Source organism: Micromonospora sp. NPDC007271 (assembly GCF_040634005.1).
In the GTDB taxonomy this organism is placed as follows: Bacteria; Actinomycetota; Actinomycetes; order Mycobacteriales; family Micromonosporaceae; genus Micromonospora.
Window position 1 is genome coordinate 20,331 of record NZ_JBEYER010000062.1, and the last position, 24,164, is coordinate 44,494.

Sequence of the window (24,164 nt, forward strand, 5' to 3'; positions counted from 1 at the left end):
CCGGAAAGGCAGTCGGCGATGAAACAGGAAACCTCACGGGCGACCGTGGAAATCCCGGCCCTTCAGGGCCGGGAGGATGTCAATTGTTCGCGTAGAACCGGTCGATGATCTGTTGAGCATCCCGTTGGGCGTCGGTCAGCGCGTCACCGACGGGCTTTTCCTTGGCCAGCGCTCGGTCGATCTGGTTCGCCACGGCCGTGGTGTACTCGGTCCACACCGGGTTGAGGCCGAGGTCGTCGGCTTCGGCGAGGGCGTCGAGGAAGGCCTGCCGGTTGGCAGGCGGGGTACCTGGCTTCAGAAATGCGTCGGACGCGGCCACCTTCTTGTTGATCGGGATCGCCTCGCCGATCCCGGCCCAGGTGGTCTGTGGTTTCTCAGAGGCGAAGTAGGTGATCCACTTCCAGGCGGCGTCGGCCTTCCGCTGGTTCGCGGCCTTGTTGATCACCCAGGAGTTCGCGATCGCCACGTGGCCGCGGCCCGCCGGGCCCTTCGGCATCGGTGCCACGCCGAGGTCGATCTTGGCTTCGTTTGCCGGGATGGTGCGGGCGTAGATGCCGAACTGCATGGCCACGCGGTTGCTGGCGAACATCGTGTGTGGGCTGCCCAGCGCCTTGGTCGTGACCACGTCCGGGCCGGCCTTCTCGGTGTACATCGCGTTCAGCATCCAGTCCAGCCCCGCGCGGCTCTGCGGGCTGTCGATGACGACCTTGCGCCCCCCGTCGGCGACGATGTCGCCGCCGAATGCCTTGATCATCGGCCACCAGCTCTCGGTGAAGCCGGGCGAGTAGACGCGCATTCCCCACACGTCGGGCTTGCCGTCACCGTTGGTGTCCCGGGTCAGCTTCTTCGCGGCGGCGGTGAGGTCGTCGTACGTCCAGTCGCCGGTCGGCTCGGCGACGCCCGCGTCGGCGAACATCTTCTTGTTGTAGAGGAGCACCGGGGTCTGTGCGCCCTGCGGGAAGCCGTAGAGGTGGCCGTCGGAGTCGCGGTTGAGGTCCACGCCGTAGTAGTCGTCGGTGTTGATCGTCTTCACGAAGTCGCTGAGGTCGCGCAGGCTGTTGCGGCCGGCGTACTCCTGCACCAGCACCCCGTCGGAGAGCCACACGTCAGGGCCCTTGCCGCCGGCGAGCTGGGTGCGTAGCCGCTTGAAGAAGTCCGTGTACGGCGCCGCCTCCAGCTGCAGCTTGATGTCGGAGTTCGCCTTCATGAACTCGTCGGCGAGCGAGCGCATCGTCTTGTCGGCCGGGCCGCCCGCCTCCGCGTAGTAGCCCAGCCTGATGGTCACCCGGCCGCCGCTCTCCTCGGAGCCCGCGCCGCAGCCGAACATGGTGGCTGCGAGCGCCACGACACCTGCCAGGGCGACGAGACGCCGGCCTGGCGAGAAGCGTTGCATCCTCATCGTGGTTCTCCTTGTGTTGGTCGCCCGGCGGGCAGCGGCCTCGGGTGAACGGCGGTCACCGCCCGGACGGTGTGCCCGGCCTTCGGCCGGTCACGGACTACCGGTCGCGGGTGGTGGCGCCGCACGAGGCCCGGATCGCCAGGCGTGGTTGCAGTTGGATCTGGTGGACGGGAGCCGAGGCGCCCTGCTCGATGCGTCGCAGCAGCATCTCGGCGGCGAGCTTGCCTACCTCGGTCTTCGGCGGGGAAATGGCGGTGAGCGGCACCTCGCCGAGGTCCGCGACCTCGTCGTCATAGGCGATCACCGCCAGCCGGTCGGGCACGGTCAGGCCGAGCCGGCGGGCGTGCGGCAGCAGTCCTGCGGCGTCCCGGTCGCCGAGGCAGAACACTGCGGTGATCTCGTTGTCCTTACAGGTCTGTGCGTATGCCGCGAGCTCGTCGGGCGACCACTCCTCGCGCCGCGCCACAGCGGCCGGGATCCGCGGCAGGTTGAGGTCTCTGACCGCGCGGTCGAAGCCCTCGGCCACCATGTCGGCGGTCGCGGTCCGGATCCGGCCGAGGTGCCCGATCCGCTGGTGCCCCAGCTCGACGAAGTGCCGTACCGCGGCGTAGCCCCCGCCGAGGTGGTTGGTGCACACGTACGGTGTCGCATCGTCCGGTGCCGGATCCGGCGGCCGCCGTTCGACCAGCACGTACGGGACCGGCAGCCGGTGCAGCCGGTCGACGTACCGCTGCGGGTTCTCGATCAGGTGCAGGTTGGGTACGAGCAGCAGGCCGTCGACGTCCGCGGCGAGCAGTTGGTTGATCTGCTGTGCCTCCAGGTCCGGGTCGTACTCGGAACTGGAGAGGATGATCCGGACGCCGGCAGCGGTCATCACCCGCTCGATCCCCTCGATCACCCGCGGGTAGAAGTACGAGGTGGACGGTACGAGCACGCCGACGAAGCGGGCGCTGCGCCCGACCTGCGTCGGTATCGCCACCACGTAGGTGCCGGAGCCCTGACGGCGGCGTACTAGCCCTTCGTCCACCAGCAGGTTGATCGCGCGCCGGACCGTGTTGATCCCCACCTCGTGGGTCTGCGCGAACTCCTGCTCGGTGGGCAGGCGCGCGTCGACCGACCACCGACCCTCGGCGATCTGTTGCCGGAGGTGGGCTGCCAGGGCTCGGAATTTCGTCCCTTGAGGGAATGAATCCAAACCATCGTTGCCGGTCATGGCTGTCGATTCTTAAGGAGTAGGCATCTCTGCGTCAATCCTCTCTTCACAAGAACTTTCCCTGCTTCACAGGGCTCGCTCGAGCGGTAAGCTTCCGGATGCCAGCGATCGCATGGCATGAATTCATTCCTAAATAGATGCCTGGAAGAGGTGGAGTACGGCATGCCGACTCATGGGCCCGCGCGCGCCGGGGCACTCGACGATCTCCTCGTGGAGCGGGTGGAGACCTTTGTGGTCGAACTCCCGACGATCCGTTCGTTCGAGATCGCCGGCGGGACCGTCGCGACGGTCGGGAAGCCCAGCCGGCGGGTGCTGGTGAAGGTGACCGCGGGCGGAGTCGCCGGCTGGGGTGAGGCCACTCCGACGCCGTCCTGGACCTACGAGACCACTGAGAGCATCGTCACCACGATCGACCGCTACCTGGCACCCGCGATCCTCGGTGCCCCGGCGTGGAACCTCGACGCGATCGCCGCCACGTTCGACCGGGTCATCAACCGCGGCTTCACGATCGGCGCGCCGATCGCGAAGTCGGCCGTCGACATCGCCCTGCACGATCTCATCGGACGGGCGGTCGGCGTCCCGCTCGGGGCGCTCTGGGGCCAGCGTCGCGCCGAACGGATCCCGCTCGGCTGGATCATCTCCGCCAAGACCCCCGAAGCGGTCGCCGACAGCGTCACGGAGGGCCGCGCCCTCGGATACACGGCGTTCAAGGTCAAGATCGGGCTGGCCGAGATCGAGCAGGACATCGCATTCGTCGAGGCCGTACGCGAAGCGGCGCCCAGCGCGGCGATCTGGGTGGACGCCAACCAGGCGTACCAGGTCGACCAGGCACTACAGGTCGCCCGCCGGCTCGCCGACCTCGACGTCACCGCGTTCGAGCAGCCGCTGCCGGCCAACCAGATCACCGGCCTACGGCGGCTGCGGGAGCACTCCCCCGTGCCGGTCGCGCTCGACGAGAGCCTGCGCCACCCCAGCGACCTCGCCACCTTCGTACGCCTGGACGCGGTCGATGTCGCGATCGCCAAGGTGCAGCGCAGCGGCGGCCTCGCGCTCTCCCGGCGCCTGTGCGCCCTCGCCGAAGACAGCGGGGTACGCCTGATGGGCTCCGGCCTCACCGACTCCGACCTCGGCTTCGCGGCGTCGCTGCACCTGTTCTCGGCGTTCGGCATCGACACGCCGGTCGACCTCAACGGCCGGCAGTTCATCCAGTCCACCTACACCGGAGGCCGGACGGTCGAGGTACACAACGGGCTCGCCGCGGTACCCACCGGACCCGGCCTGGGCGTCGACGTGGACGAAGCCGCGGTACGCGCCCTGGCCGTCGACGTACTCCGCGCCGATGCGCAGGCCAGAACCCCGGCACAGCCGGTCAGGTAACGCCGAGTAGGTCCAGCGGGCGGCTGATGTTGCCGGCATCGTGCCGCTGCGCCGGATCACGGCCTCTGCTCTGCGAGCGTGGAACGACGAAGCGGTTGAGCGGCGCTTCCTCAGAGAGGATTTGATCGCGATCGGTGGGCCAGAAATGCCCGACCTGTCGGTATGGCCGGGAGATGAGCCGGTCCTGCGAATACTCAGGGCGGCGCTGCCTGAGCGGCCGGAGCGGGCATTCCCCGTATTTGTGAGGTACTGGCGATCTTTCAGGCTGGACATGAGGCCTAACGATGTGGTCGTTGTGCCGATGCGACGGGGCCGCGCCGCCGTAGGGGTGATCGTCGGAGACTACCGGTTCCAGGCTGATGAGGACGACCCCTTACCTGCGGCATCGCCGGCAAGTCCGGTGGACGGCCGAGATAGACAGATCGGTCCTCGACGACAGCGTGCGCAAGGTTGTAAACGCACCGGGCACGCTGGCCCGGCTCCCGTCGGGGTGGGCTTGACCCGTTTCGGCGGACATGATCGATGTGTTGATCTCACGGTACGTTGATCGCCGCTGCAGCAGCATGGAGATCCTGGTGGCGTCACCGCTTTGAGGGTGACCATTGGCCCTGCGGCGCGCTCGTCACCTCCCATGTAAGCTTGGTCACTGCCGTAGTAGCCGCCGTCTTGTCCTCGGTCGTCGTCATAGCCAAGCCTGAATGCCGCAGACCTCCATGGAGCACCAACGGCGGCTACCTGCCCGCAAAATGCCCAGGCAGAGCAGCATTGGGCTCGTTCGCAGCGCGTCGAAATCCGGGATCACGGAAGATCGATTTACAGCCTCGACAGTATCTCGGCCTTCTTTGCGGCAAACTCCTCCTCCGTGAGGATGCCCGCATCGCGCAACTGGCCGAGCTGACGCAGCTGTTCAATCGGATCCGGTGCTGCAGCGGGTTGTGGCATCGGGGTGGCCGGAGCAGGCTGTGGTGCGGGCGCCACGGGTGGCAGTCCAGCGTAGATGCGGGTGTTCATTCGCTGCTGCTCGATCAATCGTGCATCCTGCACGGCCTTGTTGATGATCGGCAAGGCGTTACGTGGATCCGGAACGTCCTCCAGGGTGACCCACTCCACACCGTTTGAGCGCTGCACCTGCACAACGATGTTCCCGACACCGCGGCTCTTCTGCACCATCGATTGGCGCAAGTCCACGTCGAGCACATGAGCAAGCGGCACCTGCTGCGCGTTCGTCGACAACACGCCCTTTTCAAAGAACAGCATCGTGGCTGTTAACTTGTACCGGCCTCCCCCGATACCGGTAAGCGGCTGGCCCTTGGCTGCCCACAAAACTCCTGGTTCGAACTGCGGCTGGGGTGGCGACGGTGCGGCCTGCGGTGGCGGGGCAGAAACGGGAATGCCGGTCAAGGTGACCACGTGAGGTTGCGCGTCTTGCCTCGTCACCTCTGAGGGAGTCCGCAGCGCAGGCAGATTAGAGGACCCTGAGCTCACCGGCCTGGGCGGGCGGCCGTCGTCGATGAAAAGCTGCCAGCCCTCCGGCGGAGCCGGCCACGAAGGGTCCGGCTGCCACCCGGCCGGCGGAAGCCAACCTTCGGGTGCTGGTGGCCAGCCCGGTGGAGTATTGAACCGAATTGCCATGAAGTGGAGCAGCCTTATCTGACCTTTTCCAACCGATTGCCCGGTGAAGCCTACTCGCCATGAGGCCTCCTGTGACTCCGCCGAATGACTGGTCCCAGACGGCGGGTGTCCACTCACCACCACCGCTCGCACATTCCTAACAGGACGAACTGGCCGAGCTTTGCACAATCCGGACGGTACAGGCCCTTTGACAGACCCAGCATGCGCACGATCGTCACGTGGAAGAGGTGGTCCGGAGGTGCCGTGGCGCAGCCTCGCCCAGGTCGAGCTGGCCACCGCCGAATGGGTCGACTGGTACAACCACCGGCGGCTGCACTCCACCCAAGGATACCTGCCACCAGCCGAGTACGAATCCGTGTTCTACGCTCACCACCAACCCGACCAGGAAGCCCTGGTCACAGTCATAGCCGCCATCAAACCCCGGGCGGTTCACTCTGCAGCGTCCCCTGTTCGGCACCGAGGTCAGCGGCTGGCGTCAGGCAGCTCCAAGGGCTGCACGAGGTCCTGCTGAGCAAGCTTCGGGCCGCCGGTCAACTGGACATGTCCCGGGCGGTGATCGACGGCTCCCACATCCGGGCGCTCAAAGGGGGCCCAAAACCGGTCCGAGCGCGGTCGACCGCCGCCGCCCGGGCTCGAAACACCACGTCATCACCGACGCGGGCGGCATCCCCCTCGCCGCGACCCTGACCGGCGGCAACCGCCACGACGTCACCCAACTGCTGCCCCTGGTCGACAAGGTTCCCCGGATCAAGGGCATCCGCGGTCGACCACGGCAGCGACCCGAGCGGATCTACGCCGACCGGGGTTACGACTACGACATCTACCGCCGCCAGCTCCGCGACAGGGGCATCACCCCGGTCATCGCCCGACGCGGCGTCGCCCACGGCTCCGGCCTCGGCACCCGACGGTGGGTAGTCGAACAGACCATCGCCCTGCTGCACTGGTTCCGCCGGCTACGCATCCGCTGGGAGATCCGCGACGACATCCACGAAGCCTTCCTCACCCTCGCCTGCGCCATCATCTGCTGGCGACGACTCCAACGCTCAAAAAGTTAGGAGCTCTAACGCCACCCGGGCGTCGCCGGCCACGCGGGGCAGCGGCACCCGCGCCTCGACCACTGACGCTCCGCGCGTTTTGGTGTCAGCGACCCACGTGGGCCATCGACGGGCTGGCGGAACACTTTCTGGTTCGACCGTTGCGCGGGCCAGCCTATGACCCGGCCGTCCTGCGCCCCGCACACGGTCCAGGTGCGGTGTCTGGTGCCGTAAGGTGCACCCGGATGTCGTCGGTCATGCGGTCCATTCCGTTCATCCGGGCCAGGCGGGAGCCTGGCCAGTCCAGCCGACGATGATAAGTACGTCCTGCAGCCCTCCGCCGCCGTTGAACAGCGCGTCGTTGCGCACGGTCAGTTGCCACTCTCCCACCGGGCTGGCGCCGAGTAGACCGGTCCAGGCCGGCGCGTTCGCGAGCCGGGAGCTGGCGTACCCGTTGGTGGTGGTGGCGTCGCCGCCGCTGGTTCCCCGCCGGAGTCCGACGACCGTGGCGGGGACGGTGGCACTGTCGATGAGGTGAACGCCGACGGCCGCGGTTGTCACCGACGTCATGTGCATCGGGAAGTCGACGTCGCGGAGCGTGAGCGTGATGGTTCGGTCGCCGGGCGTCTGCGGATTGTTCAACGCCCACCACTGGTCGGGGAAGTCCCGGGCCAGGCTGAAGATGCAATCCGCGGTGCGGAGGCGATCTGAGTTGAGCCGCTCGACGACCTGGCTGCGGTAGCCGGCGTCGGCGAGTGCCGTGTACTCGACGGTGAGCAGCACGTCGGCGATGGATCCAAAATCGAACGGGTTGGCGGCCTTCGGCAGCTGCAGCTGCCAGGTCGTGTCCACACCGGACCCCTCGAACGGCAGCAGCATGTCGGCCTGCATGTCCATCTCGAAGACGCCGTTTGCGTTGACCGGCGAGGTCAGAGCGACCTGGGTCGGCTCACGGCGCAGGACGATGTCGGTGAAGCCGCCGCTGGTCGGCGCCGTGACCCGCGAGACGCCGTTGGAGGCCAGGGTGGCGCGGATGCCCCGGTTGGGTGGGACGAGGGCGACGACGCTGAGCCGGACCTGGCGGATGAGGCGCAGGTAGTGGCCGGGGAAGTCCCGGTCGAACAGGGCCATCGGGGTGCTGAATGCCAGCTGCCCGGTTCGCTGGAAGTCGGCGAACTCTGCCGGCATGAGGGCGCTCAGTGACAGCGTCTGTGAGAGGTTCATGCGGCGCTGGTCGGTGGTGAAGGCGTACTGGTCGAGCTGGCTGAGGTCGTCGGCGAGCCGTCCGGCACCGGTCAGCCCGCCGCGGTCGACGGTCTGCCCGGCCGCGTTCCAGTATGAGTCGCCGATCACTCGTTGGGCTGGTTCGGCGCGCTCGAAGGCGAGTTGGGCTTGGGCCAGCCGGGCGACGGAGGTGGCCTGCTGGAGCAGGCTGCGGTAGATCTGGCCGAGGGTGGTCGCCATCCAGCGGTAGAGGTCGGCGTTGGTGAACTGCGTGGTGAGCAGTGTCAGGGTCGCGGCGGCCTGTGTGTTCTGCAGGGTGGCGAGGGCCAGCTCGCGCTGGGCGATGTCGGACTGATCCTTGGCGATCTTGACCTGGGCGGCGGCGATGAGGGAGTCCTGGGCCGCGGATGCCTTTTGCAGGCGCCACTCGGAGCGGCGTTGTTCGACGCCGGCCATCAGCTGGTTGGCCTGCATCTGGGATTCCATGTTGTTGAGGACGAATGAGGTGACGCCGCGGGTGATGTGGCCTGCGGCGACGACGCTCTGCGCAAAGGCCACGCCGCCGAGGCTGAGCGCCTGCTTGTCTATGCCCATTGCGGTCGATGCGGCGTTGGCGACGCCGATGGCTGTGTCGGCGGCCGCGATCACGTTCTTCGCGTCGCGTATCGCGGGGTACTGCTTCAGCAGCGTCTGCTCGTAGACGTTCGGTGGGGCGTCGATGCGGCGCTGGTACTCGGCGGCGAGCGTGTCGGCCCTGGTCTGCTGTGCGACGGCGGCGTCGATGGCGTCGTTCGCCGCGGTGACCTGGGCGGTGTGAACGGCGACCTGCGCGCCGGCGACGTCGAGGGCGTTCTGGGCGTCGGTGAGCTGCAGGGTCTTCGCGTCGTACTTCTCCAGCGCCGACAGGTACTCCGACTCGACCTGCGTGGCCAGGGCGGTCAGCTGCCGGGCTCGCTCGACGAGGGTCTTGTACCGGTATGGCGTGGGCTGGTTGATCCCGGTGACCGTGGACGCGTTCTGCACGCGCGGCAGGCCGGCGATGTTGCGGCCCTGGCGGACCTTCGCGAGCTGGATGGCGGCACGGGAGTTCAGCTCCCCGAGTATCGGCAGCGGCAGCGCGGACTCGCCGGGGTTCGACGGCTGCAGCGCCTGCAGCGCAGGGTGTCCCAGCAGCTGTTGGGCGGTGGTGTAGAGGGTGCGGGCGCGGGCCACCGAGGTCTCGGACTCCCGGGTGAACTCGCTGTCGGCGGAGTCGAGCAGGCACCTGATCGTCGCCAGGAGGGTCGCCCGCAGATTCGGGAACGTGCGCCCGAGCACGAACGGGTCCAGTCGGGTCAGCCATCCGGGTGAGAAGGTGAGGTCGGGCCGGATCGGGGTCGTGGGCAGCTTGTTCACCGCCGTGAGTTCGGTGTTCATCGCGGCGAGAATCGACCCGGCGCCGGTCTGCGGCAGGTCGTAGGAGTACAGCATCCAGTACCAGTCGAGCGCCGCCAGGTACTCTCCGGAGGTTTGCAGCTGCTGTGCCAGCAGCATCGGCACCGCCCACAGCGTCTCCCGCGCCTGGTCAGCCGAGAGCGGCAGAGCGGCGAGCGAGTTCTGCGCGGCCCGGTTGCGCTGCCCGACCGGATAGCTGAAGGTCGGGAAGCCGGAGATGACGGCTCGGCAGCTGGCAAGGTAGGCATTGGCTTGCGCGATCGCGTCCGAGGGCCGGAACTGCCCCGATCCGCGGATTGCCTGCCACAGCGCCGTGAGCGGCGTGTTCGCCCCGGTCAGCAGCAGGGTCGGATCCCGGTACTGCTCGGGGAAGAGGAACGCCTGCGTTGCCGACTGCCAGCTCCCGTACTGGCCGATCCACCGCCAGGAGGCGTCAAAGGCGGGCTGTCCCTGTGTCAGGGTCCAGCCCTTGGCCGGGTGCCCGGTGGGCAGCTGCCCGGACCGGATGGCGAAGAGTAGTGACTGCACGCTCTCGGTGGCCTGGTCCAACCGGGTGGTACGCAAAGACCCTGCCGCCTTCATGTCCACCTGGAACTGCTGGGTCAGCTGCTCGGCGACGTCCCCGGAGAGACGTTGGGCGGCCGCGATGTCGGCGACCAGGCCGTCGCGCAGGATCGGCAGGGCCGCCTGCTCAGCCGCTGCGACCGCGTCGGCCGCCGCGTCCAGCAGCGACTGGCGCTGGGCGATGCGCGTACGGAGCAGGTTCTGCCAGTCGGTGCGGGCCAGCGGGTGCACACGGTACGCGTTGGTCGCCGGTGACGGTTCGGCCACCACGAACTGGTCGGGCCCGACGACGATCGGGGTGGACCCGGGCAACGCCCGTGATTCCTCGGTTCGCCACGTCGGGTAGAGCAGCTGTTTGCGGGCGCCGACCAGGACGGCTCGGGCGCCGTCCCACTCCGGCGCGGTGACCGGGCCGGTCGCGGCGAGCCGGGCGATCTGCCGCAGGTACGCGAAGCCGGACTGGGTGAGCCCGACACCCGCAAGCGAGGTGCTGATGTCGCCGCCCTGCCGCTGGGTGTTCTCCAGCGCGGCGAGGTCGACGCCGGGTGTGGCCTTGGCAAGCATGGCCGCCAGACCAAGCGCGGGTGTGGCTGCGCCGGTCTGCGCGGTTTTGAGCTCGTTGTCGTACGTCGACAGCACCGTCCGGCGGCTGGACAGCAAGCCGGTGATGGTCGTGGCAGCGGATCCCGGGGCCACATCCTGGGTCTGCACTACGTCCGGGTCGAGCAGCGCACCGAAGGTGCGGGTCGAGCTGGGTGCGGCGTCCTGAGCCGCCCACATCTGCGCCTGCGCGGTCTTGCGCAGGGCGTAGATCTGCCCGCCCGGCTGCAGGTCGCGCAGCGGATCGGGCAGAGTGGGCGAGATCGGAACGTTGGTGGTGGCGGGAAGCCCGAACAGCGTCTCCAGAGCGGGCTCGGTGATGGCGGCTCCGGTGAGCAGAAGGGTGTCGAGTTCGTCGGGGCGGTTGCCCGACAGCCGGATTCCCAGCCGCGCGGCCAGCGCCTGCCGCTCGGCGTCGGTGGCACCCCGCGCCAGCTGGAGTTCCACCGGGGTGGTGCCGTACGCGGCAAGCAGTGCGGTGTAAGCCGCCGAGGTGTATGCCGCTTGACCGGTCGTGGCGGTGATGTTCTTGGTCGCCATGTGCTTGCGCATCACCTCTACTGGCACTCGTAGCTGGTTGATCTGCCGGCGGCTGATCTCGGCCTCCCGGCTCAGCGGCTGGCTGATGCGGTCGACCGGCTGGTTGAGCGCACCGGCCACCAACGCGGTGACGAGCGCGCCGGAGTTCGTGGTGACCTGCTCGTTGGCGAACTCCAGCAGGCTGCCGAGGTAGGCCCGCTCGTCCAGCCGCTCTGCCAGCGTCGACGCCGCGTACCCGGAGATGACTTGGAACGGCACGGCGAGCGGCGAGCCGGTGGACATGGCGTTGCCGGCAGCGTCGGTGGCCCAGACGTAGATCGTCTGCGAGCCGAGGCCGGTCACAGTGACCGACGCCGACCAGGTGGAGAAGTCGCGGCGGCCGGATGCGGTGGCCGGCCCGGTCGGGGTGGCGTTGACCGGGGTGCCGGTCGGTGTGAGCGCCCAGCGCACGTTCGCGTTGCCGTCGATCATGCCGCTCTGGTCGTCCGCGGCGGTGCCGGCGAGGGTGAAGGTGCAGGTTTGCGAGCCGACCGGGGTGGCCGCGATCTTGCCACCGGCTGCGGGGTACGTCACTCGAACGGTCGGCGCGGTCACGTCGGTGCCGACGACGGTGACCGTCTTCTGGCTGGTGCTCCCGGTGAGGACGTCGGTGCAGGTGACGGTCAGGACGCGGCTGCCCAGAGCGGTCGGGGCGAGGGAGACCAGGCCCGTGCCGCCGGGCATGGGCACAGTGGACGTGCCACCGGCGACGGTGAACGTGCGAGGCCCATGCCCGGGCGTCGTCGACGCCGAGACGCTGATGGTGCCACCCGCGGGCAACGGCAGCGGCACGACCGTCCCGGACGGCGGGGCGGTGATCGAAAAGATGGGCACGGCACTGATAAGGCTGATGTTCACGGTCGCGCTCGCGGTATCGGAGATCGCTGCACCGTCGAGGTCCTCGGCGGCGGCGTAGACGGAGATCGCGTTCGCTCCGCCGCGCAGCGCACGGACGGTCGCCGACCAGGTGCCGCTCTTTTGCCCGAACGAGCCGGCAGCGGAGTAGGTGGTTCCGGCGAGCGTGACGTTGACCAGCGTGGCTGTGGAGCGGGTGCAGCTGAAGGTTCCAGAGATTGTGAACGAGGCGCTTGGCTCGTCGGCGGTGAAATACCCGACTCCCCCGCTGAGCGCCACGCCGTTGATCGCGGTGATCCGCACGGTGATCGTGCCCGGCAGCGGTGTCGGGTCACCATCTGGTGGCAGCATCTGAGCGCGCAATCCCGGTGGCGCGTCGACGACGGGCAGCAGCGCCCGCTCCACCGCTGGTTCTTTGACCGGCGCAGGTGCCGGAGTGGTCGCCAGCGATCCCCCAGCGGACCGCTCTTCAGCAACCGCCTTCTCGGCGAGGTCCGCCCCGTTCAGCGTCCGCTTGATCGGGTCGGCGGCTGGCTCACGCGCGTCCTGGTCTGGCGATGGACGGTCCCGGGGCACGAACGAATTGGTTCGGCTGAGGTCATTGAACTCCGCCATCGGGGCTCCTAGGAGGGGGATCGCGCGAGGCAGCGGGCAGATGGCCGCGTGCCCATCTCTAGCACGGCCCCTGGCCATCACGAACCGCGTTTATCCGGTAACCGACAGCCCTGCCGCGTGCCATTAACGTGTTGGCTCAATTGATCGGCCGGGAGGTCAGCGGTGAGACAGCCGAAGAGACAATGTGGCCGCAGCGGACGCTGGCGACTTGATCAGTCTGCCGAAGGGCGGCGGCGTGCAGAGCGCTGCACCGCGGTCACCCGAATGATCGAGGCGCCGCGCGAGACGGTTGACGAGGCTTAACGGCCACCTGGGTATCCAACATGTCCGTACGTCGTCGACTCAGCTCATCGTTACGCCGCATTAGCGCGCGGTTCGCGGCAGCGAGTTTGTTGCCCACGGCTCCGGTGGCCGCAGCCATCCCTTCTTCGCGGGGTTGCCGCAGCGGGTTCGCCGGCCAGTCGAGCTGGATGATGGTGAGGGCGTTGCCCTCGCTGTCCTTGAACCAGGCATTCTTTACCTGCGGGAGCACTTCCGACGCGAGGGCCGGGGCGGGGAGGGCCGATGCTGAGGCCCTCGCCGTCCTCGACGTCGTCGTCGGCCGGGCGCCGCGCCCGACCTTCGTCGCCCGGGTGCGCAGCGGCCGCCGCGCTGCGCTGACCCGGCCTCGAGTGCTTCACGGCCCCGGCGCGGGGATTTGCAGCCACGCCGGGGCCGGGTCGCCGGGCATGTGCGCGACCGCCCCTCGTGAGGCCGGGGAACCGGGTGAAACGTTGGCGGGCGGAGTTCGCCCGCGTGCGCCCGGGGACTGGATACGGCGGACCCGGCGTCACAGCAACCGGACTTTCAGGGGGTCACGGCGGCCGCGACCAGGCTAGCCCCCGCAGTCTCCGGCGCGAGGACGACGGCGAGCACCCACTTTCCCACGAGCCAGAGGCCGTAGCCGGCGGCAGCGACACCGACAGTGGCGAGGGCGGCCTTCGTCCCGTTACTGACGACCGAACTCTCAGAGGAGGAGTCGGCATGCCCCGACGACTGGACCACGTTCGATTCCGGCAGCGGGTCGGTCGTGGGGAAGGGCAGCACTGTCGGGCCCTGCTGCGGCGTGATCGGCGTGACGAGGATCGTCGGCTTCGAGGCGCCCGGGTGCGCGGGGAAGACGGTGGCCGTTGGCAGCGGCGTCACGGGACGGATGACCTCGGGCCGGTTGTCCTGCTGATGGATGGGCTGCGGCAGCACGCCGTTGTCGACCGGCGGGGTCTGCACCCGCTTCTCGTGCAGGGGCTCGTGGAAGATCTCGTGGAAGCGTTTGGGCAGCGGAACCGCGATGGGGCCGCGGTCGACGTGGTGGTGGTGCAGCTTGTCGCCTTCGAAGAGGTCGTGCTCGTGGTGCTTGAGCCATTGCTCGTCCACGAGCGGCGACCGGCCGGCCTGGATTTCCTTCTTGTTCTCCTTGCTGAACCACTCCGGGTGCTTTTCCAGCAGTTCCGACCAGAACCAGCGCGCGTTGCGCGGATAGCCCTGTGTTTCGCCGGCCCGTGGTGCCGTCCGCGGTGATCCCTCGGGCGCGTTTCGCATGTCCACACCGGCCCTCTCGTCCATGACGTCGTGGCGCGTCCCAGACGTCACGGGCTCGGCGGCATGGCCGGTGCGGTCGACCGCGTCGGTCGGCGTGGCGTCGGCGTAACCGTAGGGCGCCCGCGTCGTGGCCACCTCGGGGTCCACGCTCATCCAGCGCGCCAGCCAGGGCGCGTAGGAGCGGGCGCGGTGGTGGGCCAGGCCGCTCTCCTCGTCGCGCTCCTTGCCCGTGAATCGGAAGCGTTTGCGGGCGTAGCTTCCGAATGACGTCTCCCCGTAGGGCGTGTACTCCTCGCGGTTGAGCGCGCTGCCGTCGGCCGCCAGGGTCCTGGTGACGCTGCCGAGCCGGTCGGTGAGGGCATAGCGGACCGGGTGGCCGTCCAGCGGGTCGTCCGGCAGCGCTGCGCCGCGCCGGATGGACACGACGGGCTGGTCCCGGTCGGTGAGGTGCAACTCGTCGAACGGGGTCAGGGTCCCTCCCACCGTGCCGCGCAGGACGCGTTCGAAGCCTCCGATGGTCACGGTGACCAGGTCGGGGCCGCTGCTGCGGCGCACGATCTTGAGCACGCGCTCCCCCGTCGTGTCGTACCGGTACTGGGCGTAGACGCTCGGCTGAGCGCTGCCAGCCTGGTCGCGGAAGGTCGCCAGCCGGTTACCGGCATCCCACTCCAGGAACCTGTTGTCGGCCTCGGTCAGCAGGTTCCCGGAGGCGTCGTACGCATAGCCGGCGCTCCACGACCCGATCTGCACCGACGCCAGCCGGTCGCTGTCCGGCGCCGACGTGAAGGTCCGCGTGTACGCACCCGTGCCGCTGGTGTCGGTCGCGTGCCGTAGTTCCAGCACGTTGGCCACCGCGTCGTAGGCGTACTGCTCGGTGTAGGCCCGCGCAGTCGTTAGGTCGGTGCTCCTCGGCACGTCGAGCCACGGCCGGTCGGGCGCCCGGTCGGTTTCGCGGCCGGTCGCGGAGACCAGCCGGCCGAGCGCGTCGTGGCTGAACTGCCGGTCCAGGCGGTCGGGCGTGGGCGCAATGCCGCACCCCGGCGTGCGGTCGGCGAGGGTGACCAGGCGGCCCATCAGGTCGTATCGGAGGGTGTGGTCCTGCAGCACCGGGCCGTCGCATGTCCAGGTGGCACCGGTGACGGTCGCGTGTTCGGCTCGCACCTGCCTCAGCTGCCGGCTCCGCACGTCGTAGCGGTAGCGGAGCAGCACCCCGTTGCCTAGGTGGGCAATGGTGCGCCGCCCCTGGGCGTCGTAGGCGACCTGCTGCAGGTGAGCGATCCCGTCGACGGTGACCCTGGTGACGCCGCCCCCGCGGCCGTAGGCGAAGGCGATCCGCGCCCGTTGCCCGGTGACGTCGGTGGGCGCCATGGTGGCGATCCGCCGGCCAAGCGCATCGAACATCCCGCCGACCGCGTAGTCCGTGCCGTCCAGCAGCGTGGCCGCCCGGTCGGCGACCGTCTGACCGACGCCCGGCTGCCAGTCCACGGCGTAGGCGGTGCCGGCCCACGCACCCGGGCCGGGCAGGCCCGAGAGCAGGAGGTCCGGCCGGAGCACGCGGCGGACGGTCGAGGTGGGGTTGCCGTCCAGGTCGTAGGACTCCGTGCGGTTTCGGCCGGCCTCGTCGTACTCGACGACCACCCGGCCGAGGGCGTTGACCGCTCGCGCCTGTTCCGGCGTGAGGCCGCTCCTCTGGGGGTCGTCACCGTAGCCGGTGACCAGCCGTAGGCTGGCGGCTTGTCCGGCACGGTCGGCCATCCACCCGGCCACGGTCCGATGGGCCCGGTCGTAGCCGGTGAGCGTGAGCGCCCCCTTGTCGTCGCGCCGCTCGGCGATGCCCCCGGCGGCGTCGTACACGGTTCTGGTGGTACCGGCGTTCAGGTCCCAGCGGGCGCACGCGCGGCCCGCCAGGTCGTACACGGTCGCAGAGCTGAGCCGGCCGAGTGCGTCGGTGACTGACAGCAGTCGGCCGTCGACGTCGTACTCCGAGGTGGTGACCACGTCCTGTGCCAGTCCCCGCTTCACCGTCCGCACGGTGCGGCCGAGGGCGTCGTACTCCACGCTGCTCGGCGTGTTCCACCGGGCGGCCGTGTCCAGGGACTCCGTGGGGTGGGTGCGACCGGCGGAGTCGTCGGCGTCGTAGGTCCACGTCTCCCACGGGGTGGGGGCAGCGGTCAGGGGGTCTGCCGGGTCGGCGGGCCGGCCGTAAACCACCTGGGTGCGGCTGCCGTCCGGTGCCACGGTCACCGTCGGCCGGCCCTGGGCGTCGTGGTGCTGCCGGACCGCGGCGAGCCTCGCCAGCTGGTCAGCTGTGGGTGGTGAGTAGGCCCAACCGGTGTCGCGGAACGGCTCGAAGACGACGACGGCGCGGCCCTTGTCGTCGTAGCGCGTCCAGCCGCTGACCACGACCGGCGGTCCATCCAGGGCCGGATCGGCGGTGACGGTGCGCGCGGCCGCAGACAGATCGCCGCGCAGTCCGACATCGGAGACGGCGAGCTCGTCGGCCTGTCTGCGGGTCTGCAGCAGGCGGCCGAGGCCGTCGGTGAACTCGACGGCGCGCACGAAGCGCTCCGGGTGGTCCTGCTCCTCCGTCGCCGCGAGGGCGGCGACCTCGTCGGCGGTCAGCGCTGGGAGCCCGGCTTGCGCGCGGCGGGCGTTCTCGCGATCAACCACGGCCCACCGGTGGTCCACGCGGCGCACCGTTGTCACGCTCATGGGCTGCGGGGTTCCCCCTGCGGCGGTCGACCGGTCGTAGGCGCCGAGGTCGTACTCGTACCTCACCGTCGGCTGCTCGATGGTGTCGCCGTCGGAGCCGCCCGCCTTCCCCAGGCGGGCAGTCCAGGCAGGCATGCCCAGGGGTGTGTAGCCGATCGCAGTCCGGTTACCGTTGGGATCGGTGATCAGCGCGGGCTTGAACACCCGGTAGTCGTTGCTCACCGACGTCGTCAGACCGACCGCGTTGGTGGTGCTGGCGGGCAGCAGGTCGTAGGCGTCCCAGGTGGTCGTCGTCTCGCCACCGAAGGAGTCCCGGGTAACCAGCGGCAGCCCCCGAGGCGACCTGCCGGCGACAGGGGTGTGGACGTCGTAGCAGCTGCGGCTGCTCGGCGCGTACCAGCCGGCCGCCATCGGCCCGGCCGCGTCGTGCCAGACGAGCCCGAGGTGGTCACCGCGCTCGGCCGGAGCCTGCACGACCACGTCGCGGAAGGCAGCGGGGTACTCTGCTGGCCACGCGACGACCGTCGAGGGGCTGCCGTCAGCCGCCAGGTAGGGCGGGACGGTGCCGCTGCTGCCACCGGGCACGACGGGGGCCGCGACACGGGCCAGCCGCTCCGGAGTGAGCACCAGCTGCTCGACCCGGGTGGGCAGGCCGTGCCTCCCGAGCTGCCCGTAGGGAAGGCCGGTGAACGCCGGGCCGTCGTACCACGTGAGCTCGAGCCCGCGCAGGGCACCGCTCTCGGGTGTGGTGAGCAGGGCGGCGACCAGATCGAGGACCGGGCCGGTGCCCGGGTCGGCGATCTCGTACCGGGCGGTGCGGGCCACCCGGTCGAGCAGGTACAGCGTCGCGTCGTCGCGGCTGGCGGGGCCGGTGACGGTGACCGTGCCGAGGCAGGCAGCGCCGGGCCCGCGCGGGTCGCGGCCGCGGGCGACCCCGAGCGCGACGGTGACGCGCGGCCGCCCGTACTCGTCATGGCCGCCCGAGCCGGTGACTCGGACCATCGGCTCCTCGCCGCGGTCCCACGTCGCCTGGCGCGAGTGGACGTCGAGCACGGTCACCACGGGGTGAACCAGCCACGTGGGGTCGGTGACCTCTCGGCCGTCGAGCACCGGGACGACGTCGAAGGCCGCGTCGTGCACGTCATGGGGTCGGCTGCCGCGGACAGGATCCCCGTCGTCGACGTACACCTCTGTCCGGAGGACCCGCCCGCGGAGCGCGCGCACGGCCTCGCGCAGCACCGGCCGCGGCGTGCCGGCCGGCAGTGCGCTGAGGTCGACCGGCGTGCGCAGCGGGAGGTCCTCGGTCCAGTACTCGGTGCTCGGGTCGACCGCCGTCCACTCGACGGTCGTGGGCCCGACCGGGCCCATCGCGAACCAGGTCACCGTCCGCACCGGCGGGGTGCCCACCGGCTCGGCCGGAACATCGTCGGCGCGCACCCAGGCGTGGTCGAGGAAGAACTCGGCGCCACCGGTACCGTCCGCGGCGACGACGAGCCGGTTGGCCGGTCCGCGCCCGTTGCCGGCACGGACGAGCACCCAACCGCCGGGACCGGCGGTAGTGGTGGCGTCGACGGCGACGTCGGCGCCGTCCCCCGTGCCGATCCGTACCGCGCCGCGTACGACCCGCACCCAAACCGAGGCCACGACCCGCTCAGGCCCGGTGCCGGCTGGCAGGAACGGCTGGGCGACCCCGCAGCCGGCCCCGTCGGTTATGACGTGCAGCATCCGGCCGCCCCGCCCCTGCGGCAGGTCGCTGACGACCAACTCGGTCAGGGTCGTCGCCGCGGTCGTGTTGACGGCGGTCCACTCCGCCGCGGCGGTGTCACCGGAGCGCTGTGGCTGCGCTTGCGTTGTGGTGAGCGTCGTGGGACCGCTGCCCCGTGCGGTGTCCAGGCTCCAGTTGCGCAGCATGTTGCCCTGCGTGGCGGGGTCGAACCCGGCCGGTACCGGGGCGGCGGGCGTCAGTGGGTCGAGCGGGGTGAGCAGGGCCGGCGTCGGGGCGGCGGGTTGCGCGGCGGTGAGCGTGTCGGTCTGCTCGACCCGGCCGAAGCCGCGGAACTCCCGGTCAACTGGGTCCCAGTACCCGTCGGCGTAGCGGAAACCGGTGGTGAGCACCGTCTGCGCGAACCGGTCCAGGGTGCGGCTGCTCGCGACGACGTGCACCGGGAAGGGCAGCGGCGTTCGCCAGGGCCGGCCGGCAGCCCGGGCCGCGGAGGCGTAGGCGGTCGACGTCGACCAGGTCAGCTTGGTCACGGCGCCGCGGTGGTTGTCGATCTCGATGAGCAGGTGGGGTTTGGAGCCGCCGGTGAGGTCGAGGAAGGCCCACTCCCCCATTCGGCCGAGGCCGCTCCACAGCACGCCGCTGACGCCGATGCCGTCGACGTCGGCCAGCCGCACGGCGCTGCGCCCATCGACTGGTGGGGTCCCCCGCACGACCACCGGCGGCGCGAACCCGTTGCCCGACCGGTTGACCCACACGGTCACCGACCCGTCCCCGACGTAGACCACATCGGCAGCGCCGTCGCCGGTCACGTCGCCGAGCAGGAGCCGACGCGGGTCGAACCTGAGGGCGGCGTCGGCCCCGGCGTCGCGGAGGCGGGGGGCGTCGGTCATGCGCACGGGCGGCCCGAACCGTCCGCGGCCGAGGCCCGGCCAGTAGCGCACCGCGCCGTCGTACACCTCCACCACGTCGGTCAGCCCGTCGCCGGTCATGTCGGCAAGCTGCACGTGGGGGTCGGTGAGGTCGGCGAGCGGCGGCCTCCCCTGCACCCGGCGGAGCCGGCCGAAGCCCCCGCGGCCGTCGCCGCAGGCGAGCAGCGGGGCGGCTCCGGCGAGCAGGAGGTCGGGCACGTGGTCGCCATCGAGGTCGATCAGCCGCACCTGCGGGCTCCCGGGCTCGACGCCCGACACCGAGCGGGTGACCCGCGGCCGGGTGACGAAGCCGGCCTGGTCCGACCCGGGCGCGGGGGTTGCCAGCGGCCAGACCGTCGTGCGGTCGCCGGCGGTGATGGTGAGTTCCGGGCGCCCGTCGGCGTCGATGTCGGCCAGGGCCACGCCAGGCGTGCCCAGGGTGGCGCCGCTGGGCGTCGACCGGAGCGGTCGCGCGGCGTCGAAGCGGCCGCCGCCGCGGTTGCGCCAGTACCGGGCGCTGCCGTTGAGCTGCAGGATCGAGGGCAGCCCGTCGCCGAACAGGTCAACGAGCTCCAGGCCGGGACCGAGCGGCACCGGCGGGAGGGTGGCCGGGAGCCGTCGAAAACGGCGGGCGGCTGGGTCCCAGGGCCGGTAGTCCAGCTCCAGGGGCGGCAGCGACTCGGTCCGGCCCGTGGTGGCGTCCTGGCCGGTGACCTGGATGGAGGCCAGCAGAGACAGCCCGCTGGCCGGAGCGGGTCCCGGGCCCTCGTCAACATAGCGCAGGTCGACCACGGTCGGGGGCGCACCGCCGTCGCCGATCGTCGAGACACTGATTTGCCGCACCCGCAGAGTCGTCCGCAGCTCGAAGCCCGGCCGGCGGTCGCTGAACGGGTCGGGGCGCGGTGAGGTCGCGTCGCTGTAGGCGATCCGAACGGTGACTGCGTACGACGGCGCGGCCGTGTTGCCGAAGTCCGCGTAGGAAACCGTGTGGAGGTAGCGCTGGGCACCGCCGTCGCCGCGGTATCCGTAACGGATGGAGTTGCCGAACTGATCGGTCGTGCTGCTCAGCAGCCAACTGAAGACACGTCCCTCCGGTGTCCGGACGGCCGCCGGGTCGGTCCAGTCCGCAGGCGCGTCGGGCGGCCGGGGGGTCCCGTACCGGCTGCGCAAGCCGGTCCGCGCCCACACCTCCCAGTAGTCCTGGCCAGGTCCGACGACGTGGAGGATACGGGCGAACCCGGCCTCGGTACGGGGGCGGTAACGCATCACCACGGCATCGGCCGGGAGGTCTGCCGGCACCCCCGTGCCGAGCGGCACTGGCACCAGTTCCTCCGCGCCGGAGAGGACGAAGACGTCTGCGTCGTCGTCGTACGAGGGCACGCCACGGTCAGTGCGCCGGGAGATCCGCGGGGCGGTGAGCGTCCAGCCGAGGCCCAGTGGGCCGTTGCCGGAACCGGACGAGTAACTCAGGGCCAGCGTCGGGGTCAGGGGACCCCGCCCCGGTGGCAACGGGACCGGGACAGTAAGGTTGCCCGTTCCGGTGTGCAGGTCGGGCTGGAAGGTCTCACCGATGCCGGTGAGAGCGCCGCCGCCCTTGGGGACGCTGATCTCAGTCATGCCGGCTCTTCCTCGGTCCTCGTGGGTGGGGTCAGCGCGGCCGCGCCGGGTCGCCGGACCGGCCGACGACGAACAGCACGTCGGCCACGGTCCCGGCGTCCAGGAGCGCGCCTGCGGTCGGGTCGAGGGTCAGCATCCAATCGCCGAGCGGGGAGCTGCCGATCCTGGTTGATGCGGCCCGTTTCCCCCGCCGGGTCGGGTGCGCCTACCGGATGGCGTTGAGCAGTGGCCAGGTCTTCGGCCCGCACATGCCCAAGCCCTGCAGGCCGTGGCGCTTCTGGAACGCGACGACCACCTTCTGCGTCTTTGGGCCGAAGTCGCCGTCGACCGCCAGCGGCTTACCACCCAACACGGCATGCCTGTTACCCGCGGCGAAGTTCAACCGAGCTTGGATCCACTTCACGTGATCCTTCTTCGGGCTGTTCAACCCGACCGGCGTGCCCGGGTAGGGCCGGTCCGCGACCCCGATCGCCGCGGCGCCCAGGAGGCCGCTGCCGAGCCCCTCAGCAAACCCGAGGGCCTTGAAGTGGGCCTTCCAGATTCCCGTCGAGAACCGCCGAGTGATCGGTTTGCCTTCGGCCGCGCACAAGATCCCGGACATGAAGCCGGAGCAGTCCCCACCCTTCTTCGGCGGCGGGGCCAGCACCGGCACCGCCGCCCACACGTAGGTCAGGCCAATGCAGCGGTCCGCCCACTCTTTTGCGGCCTTGGCCTGCGCGTCGGTCAGGACCCGGTGGAAACGATGCTTGAACAGCGGGTGGGCGGCCCCGCGCGCGGCGGAGCCCTTCAGACAGCCACGGCCGCCGCGGCTCTCGTAGTTCACGCCACCGAGCGTGCACGCCACGTGCCCAATCCCGGAACGCATCTCGTTTGGATAGACGATCCCGATCTGCAACAGCTTGGCCACGTCAGCTCACCTCGGCGTCCGGATCTGCGGTATCGGACTCGGCTTGGCTGGCCATGATCGCCGCCAGTTCGTCATCGGTGAAGTCATCGTCGTCGGGCGCCTCTTCGCCGACGTCGACGTCCTCATTGTCGAACAGGCCGACCTCCGAAGCCTGCACCGTCTCGTCACCTGGCATGCTCATCCCCCCTGGTCTGTACCTAGCAGGGTCTTCCCAGGGTGCCGCGGCTGGCAGCCGGGTAGGCGACAGAATGTCGATCCGCTATCACTACCACCGAATCCGCACCCGCCACCGGTGTCATCGATCAGCAACTACCGCGACCACATCTGTCCGACCGCCTACCAGACGAGGTCACCACCCGATCCACGATGACGCATGGGCCAGACCTGCGAGAACGACGACCCCAGGTACGGCGAGGCGACCAGTTGATGCCCTTGAGTACGCCCGGCTGCTCCCAACCCGCTCCCGCCCGCAGCCACCTGCCTAACGAGCAGGCCGCGCTCACGGAACGAGGGGCACCGCATCCGGTGGTACCTGGCGCAGTCGACCAGCCGGCCGACCGGCCACGGCGGTGACGTTCGCTAGAGCGGTCCGCCGTCCACCTCGTCCTGTCCGTCTGACAGGACACGGCACCACCATGGGCTGAGCGAGCCGTCTGAGCGTCACAGTCGGCCTGGCGCATTGCTCGGGCGGCAGGGGCGAGACTCCTCCCGGGGGGCCGGGGAGGGGGTGGGTGTCCCACCCCTGCCGCGCCGTGGATGCGCGCAGCGCATCCGTCATATATGCGTCTACACCGGGATTACTGTTACCATCCTTCCCGGTACGGACACCGGGTATGTGGTCCACAGGCGGCGAGTGTCAGAGCTGCCGCAGGATGGCCACCTTGTCGTACGCGACGGCAACGACGTCTGGCTTCCCGTCCCCGGTGACGTCCCCGATGGCCAGTGCGTCCGCCTGGGGTCCAACCCCGTCGACGCGGTTCGTCGTGTACCCGCCGAGCGTTCCGGTCGACCGCTGCAAATAGGCGCTCACCGTGAGCCAACTGTTGTGCGCTACAACCAGGTCCTCGCGACCGTCGCCGGTCAGGTCGCCGACGACGAGACCTGCGGCGCAGTCGTAGGCGGGATACGTGTTCGGCGCGGTGGCGAGCCCACCCGTGCCCTGCGCGAACACCTGAACGGCGGCGTTCGGCTTGTTGCCGTCGATGCTGGTCACCAGGTCGACCCGGCCGTCGCCGGTCACATCACCGACCGCCGCGCCGAGGCCGGGACGACGGTAGCCGTTACCGTCCGCCGGCGTCCGGTAGGTCGTCGCCGGCCCATAGGAACCATCCGCGCGGCGCAGCCGCACCCACGTGCCGTGGCCGTAGAACTGCGCGACGTCGATCCGAGCATCTCCGTTCAGGTCCGCCGCGAATACCTGGTTCACCGGTACGCCCGCGGTGAACGGCCCGGTGACCGTCGTGTACGCCGGGAAGGCGTGCGTCGCGGTCTGCGCGTAGACCCTCACCTCGCCCTGCCGCGCGCCGACGACCAGGTCCGGCCGTCCGTCCCCGGTCAGATCCTCGATCGCGACGTCGCCGGCGCTACCGGGAACCAGCACCGGCGCGGCGAGGCGCCCGCTCCGCTGGAACAGCACATCGACGCCTGCGGACGACGACATCGCCACGTCCGTACGACCGTCGCCATCGATGTCGGCGACCGCAAGTCGTACGTCGCTGTTGTAGCCGCCGTGTCCGATGATCCTCGTGGGAGCGCCGTAGCTGTGGTCGGCTTGCTGGGCGAAGACCAACACGGAACTCGTCTGCGTGTTGTCGACGGCATCGACGCCGACGACGATGTCAAACCGCCCGTCACCGGTGACGTCGGCGACCTCTACTGCGTTGGTCCCAGTCGACCCCGTGGCGAGATACTGCGCGGGCGCGAACGTCCCTCCACTCGCAGCCCCAGCCCGCACCGGCATCGCCATTCCCGCCACTACGGCGAGCGTCATCGCCAACCCTGCCCTGACAGATCCGTCCATTATCCCCCGTCCTTTGTGATGCCTAGTTGATGACCGGTCACGCGCCAGGTGCCCTGACCGCCGGCACCGCAAACCCCTTTGTCAACAGCGGCTGGGCCTCGAATCTGTGGGCTTATCCCCTAGATGATTGAGTCCGAAGTCTGGGCTGTACGGCAGCGCGGGCTTGACTGGAG

General features: G+C 70.0%; 9 protein-coding genes and 2 pseudogenes. 3 read left to right on the forward strand and 8 right to left on the reverse strand.

Annotated elements, in window-relative coordinates; translation table 11 throughout:
- Positions 1–79 precede the first annotated feature (79 nt).
- Both ABZ570_RS21800 and ABZ570_RS21805 read right to left on the reverse strand, forming a co-directional pair.
- On the reverse strand, positions 80–1,399 hold the full coding sequence (locus tag ABZ570_RS21800) for a sugar ABC transporter substrate-binding protein (RefSeq protein ID WP_358066439.1): 1,320 nt from the start codon (positions 1,397–1,399) through the stop codon (positions 80–82).
- 97 nt (positions 1,400–1,496) lie between these two features.
- Complete coding sequence (locus ABZ570_RS21805; protein WP_358066442.1) at positions 1,497–2,612, reverse strand: substrate-binding domain-containing protein; 1,116 nt, start codon at positions 2,610–2,612, stop codon at positions 1,497–1,499.
- Positions 2,613–2,774: 162 nt separating this feature from the next.
- On the opposite strand from ABZ570_RS21805, the gene ABZ570_RS21810 reads away from it, so the two are divergent.
- Positions 2,775–3,989: a dipeptide epimerase gene (locus ABZ570_RS21810; protein WP_358066445.1), complete on the forward strand. Its 1,215-nt coding sequence runs from the start codon at positions 2,775–2,777 to the stop codon at positions 3,987–3,989.
- An 813-nt stretch (positions 3,990–4,802) separates the two neighbouring features.
- Here the strand turns inward: ABZ570_RS21810 and ABZ570_RS21815 are convergent.
- Positions 4,803–5,390 carry an SHOCT domain-containing protein gene (locus tag ABZ570_RS21815; protein WP_358066448.1) on the reverse strand — a complete coding sequence of 196 codons (588 nt, stop codon included), beginning with the start codon at positions 5,388–5,390 and terminating at the stop codon, positions 4,803–4,805.
- 472 nt (positions 5,391–5,862) lie between these two features.
- Between ABZ570_RS21815 and ABZ570_RS21820 the strand changes: the two are divergent.
- Together ABZ570_RS21820 and ABZ570_RS21825 are read left to right on the forward strand one after the other, a co-directional pair.
- Positions 5,863–5,985 (forward strand): annotated as a pseudogene (locus tag ABZ570_RS21820) (integrase core domain-containing protein); the annotation flags it as partial.
- Between the two features lie 128 nt (positions 5,986–6,113).
- A pseudogene (locus ABZ570_RS21825) lies at positions 6,114–6,676 on the forward strand (IS5 family transposase); the annotation flags it as partial.
- A gap of 252 nt (positions 6,677–6,928) precedes the next feature.
- Here ABZ570_RS21825 and ABZ570_RS21830 read toward each other — a convergent pair.
- From ABZ570_RS21830 to ABZ570_RS21850, 5 genes are all read right to left on the reverse strand, one after another.
- Positions 6,929–12,526: a neuraminidase-like domain-containing protein gene (locus tag ABZ570_RS21830; protein ID WP_358066450.1), complete on the reverse strand. Its 5,598-nt coding sequence runs from the start codon at positions 12,524–12,526 to the stop codon at positions 6,929–6,931.
- A gap of 846 nt (positions 12,527–13,372) precedes the next feature.
- Positions 13,373–21,064 (reverse strand): SpvB/TcaC N-terminal domain-containing protein, encoded by a 7,692-nt coding sequence (locus ABZ570_RS21835; RefSeq protein ID WP_358066453.1) that lies wholly within the window; start codon positions 21,062–21,064, stop codon positions 13,373–13,375.
- Between the two features lie 205 nt (positions 21,065–21,269).
- Positions 21,270–21,971, reverse strand: a complete 702-nt coding sequence (locus ABZ570_RS21840) for a peptidoglycan-binding domain-containing protein (RefSeq protein WP_358066456.1) — start codon at positions 21,969–21,971, stop codon at positions 21,270–21,272.
- Position 21,972: 1 nt separating this feature from the next.
- Positions 21,973–22,146 carry a hypothetical protein gene (locus ABZ570_RS21845; protein ID WP_358066459.1) on the reverse strand — a complete coding sequence of 58 codons (174 nt, stop codon included), beginning with the start codon at positions 22,144–22,146 and terminating at the stop codon, positions 21,973–21,975.
- Positions 22,147–22,827: 681 nt separating this feature from the next.
- Positions 22,828–23,961: a VCBS repeat-containing protein gene (locus tag ABZ570_RS21850; protein ID WP_358066462.1), complete on the reverse strand. Its 1,134-nt coding sequence runs from the start codon at positions 23,959–23,961 to the stop codon at positions 22,828–22,830.
- Between the last annotated feature and the right edge of the window lie 203 nt (positions 23,962–24,164).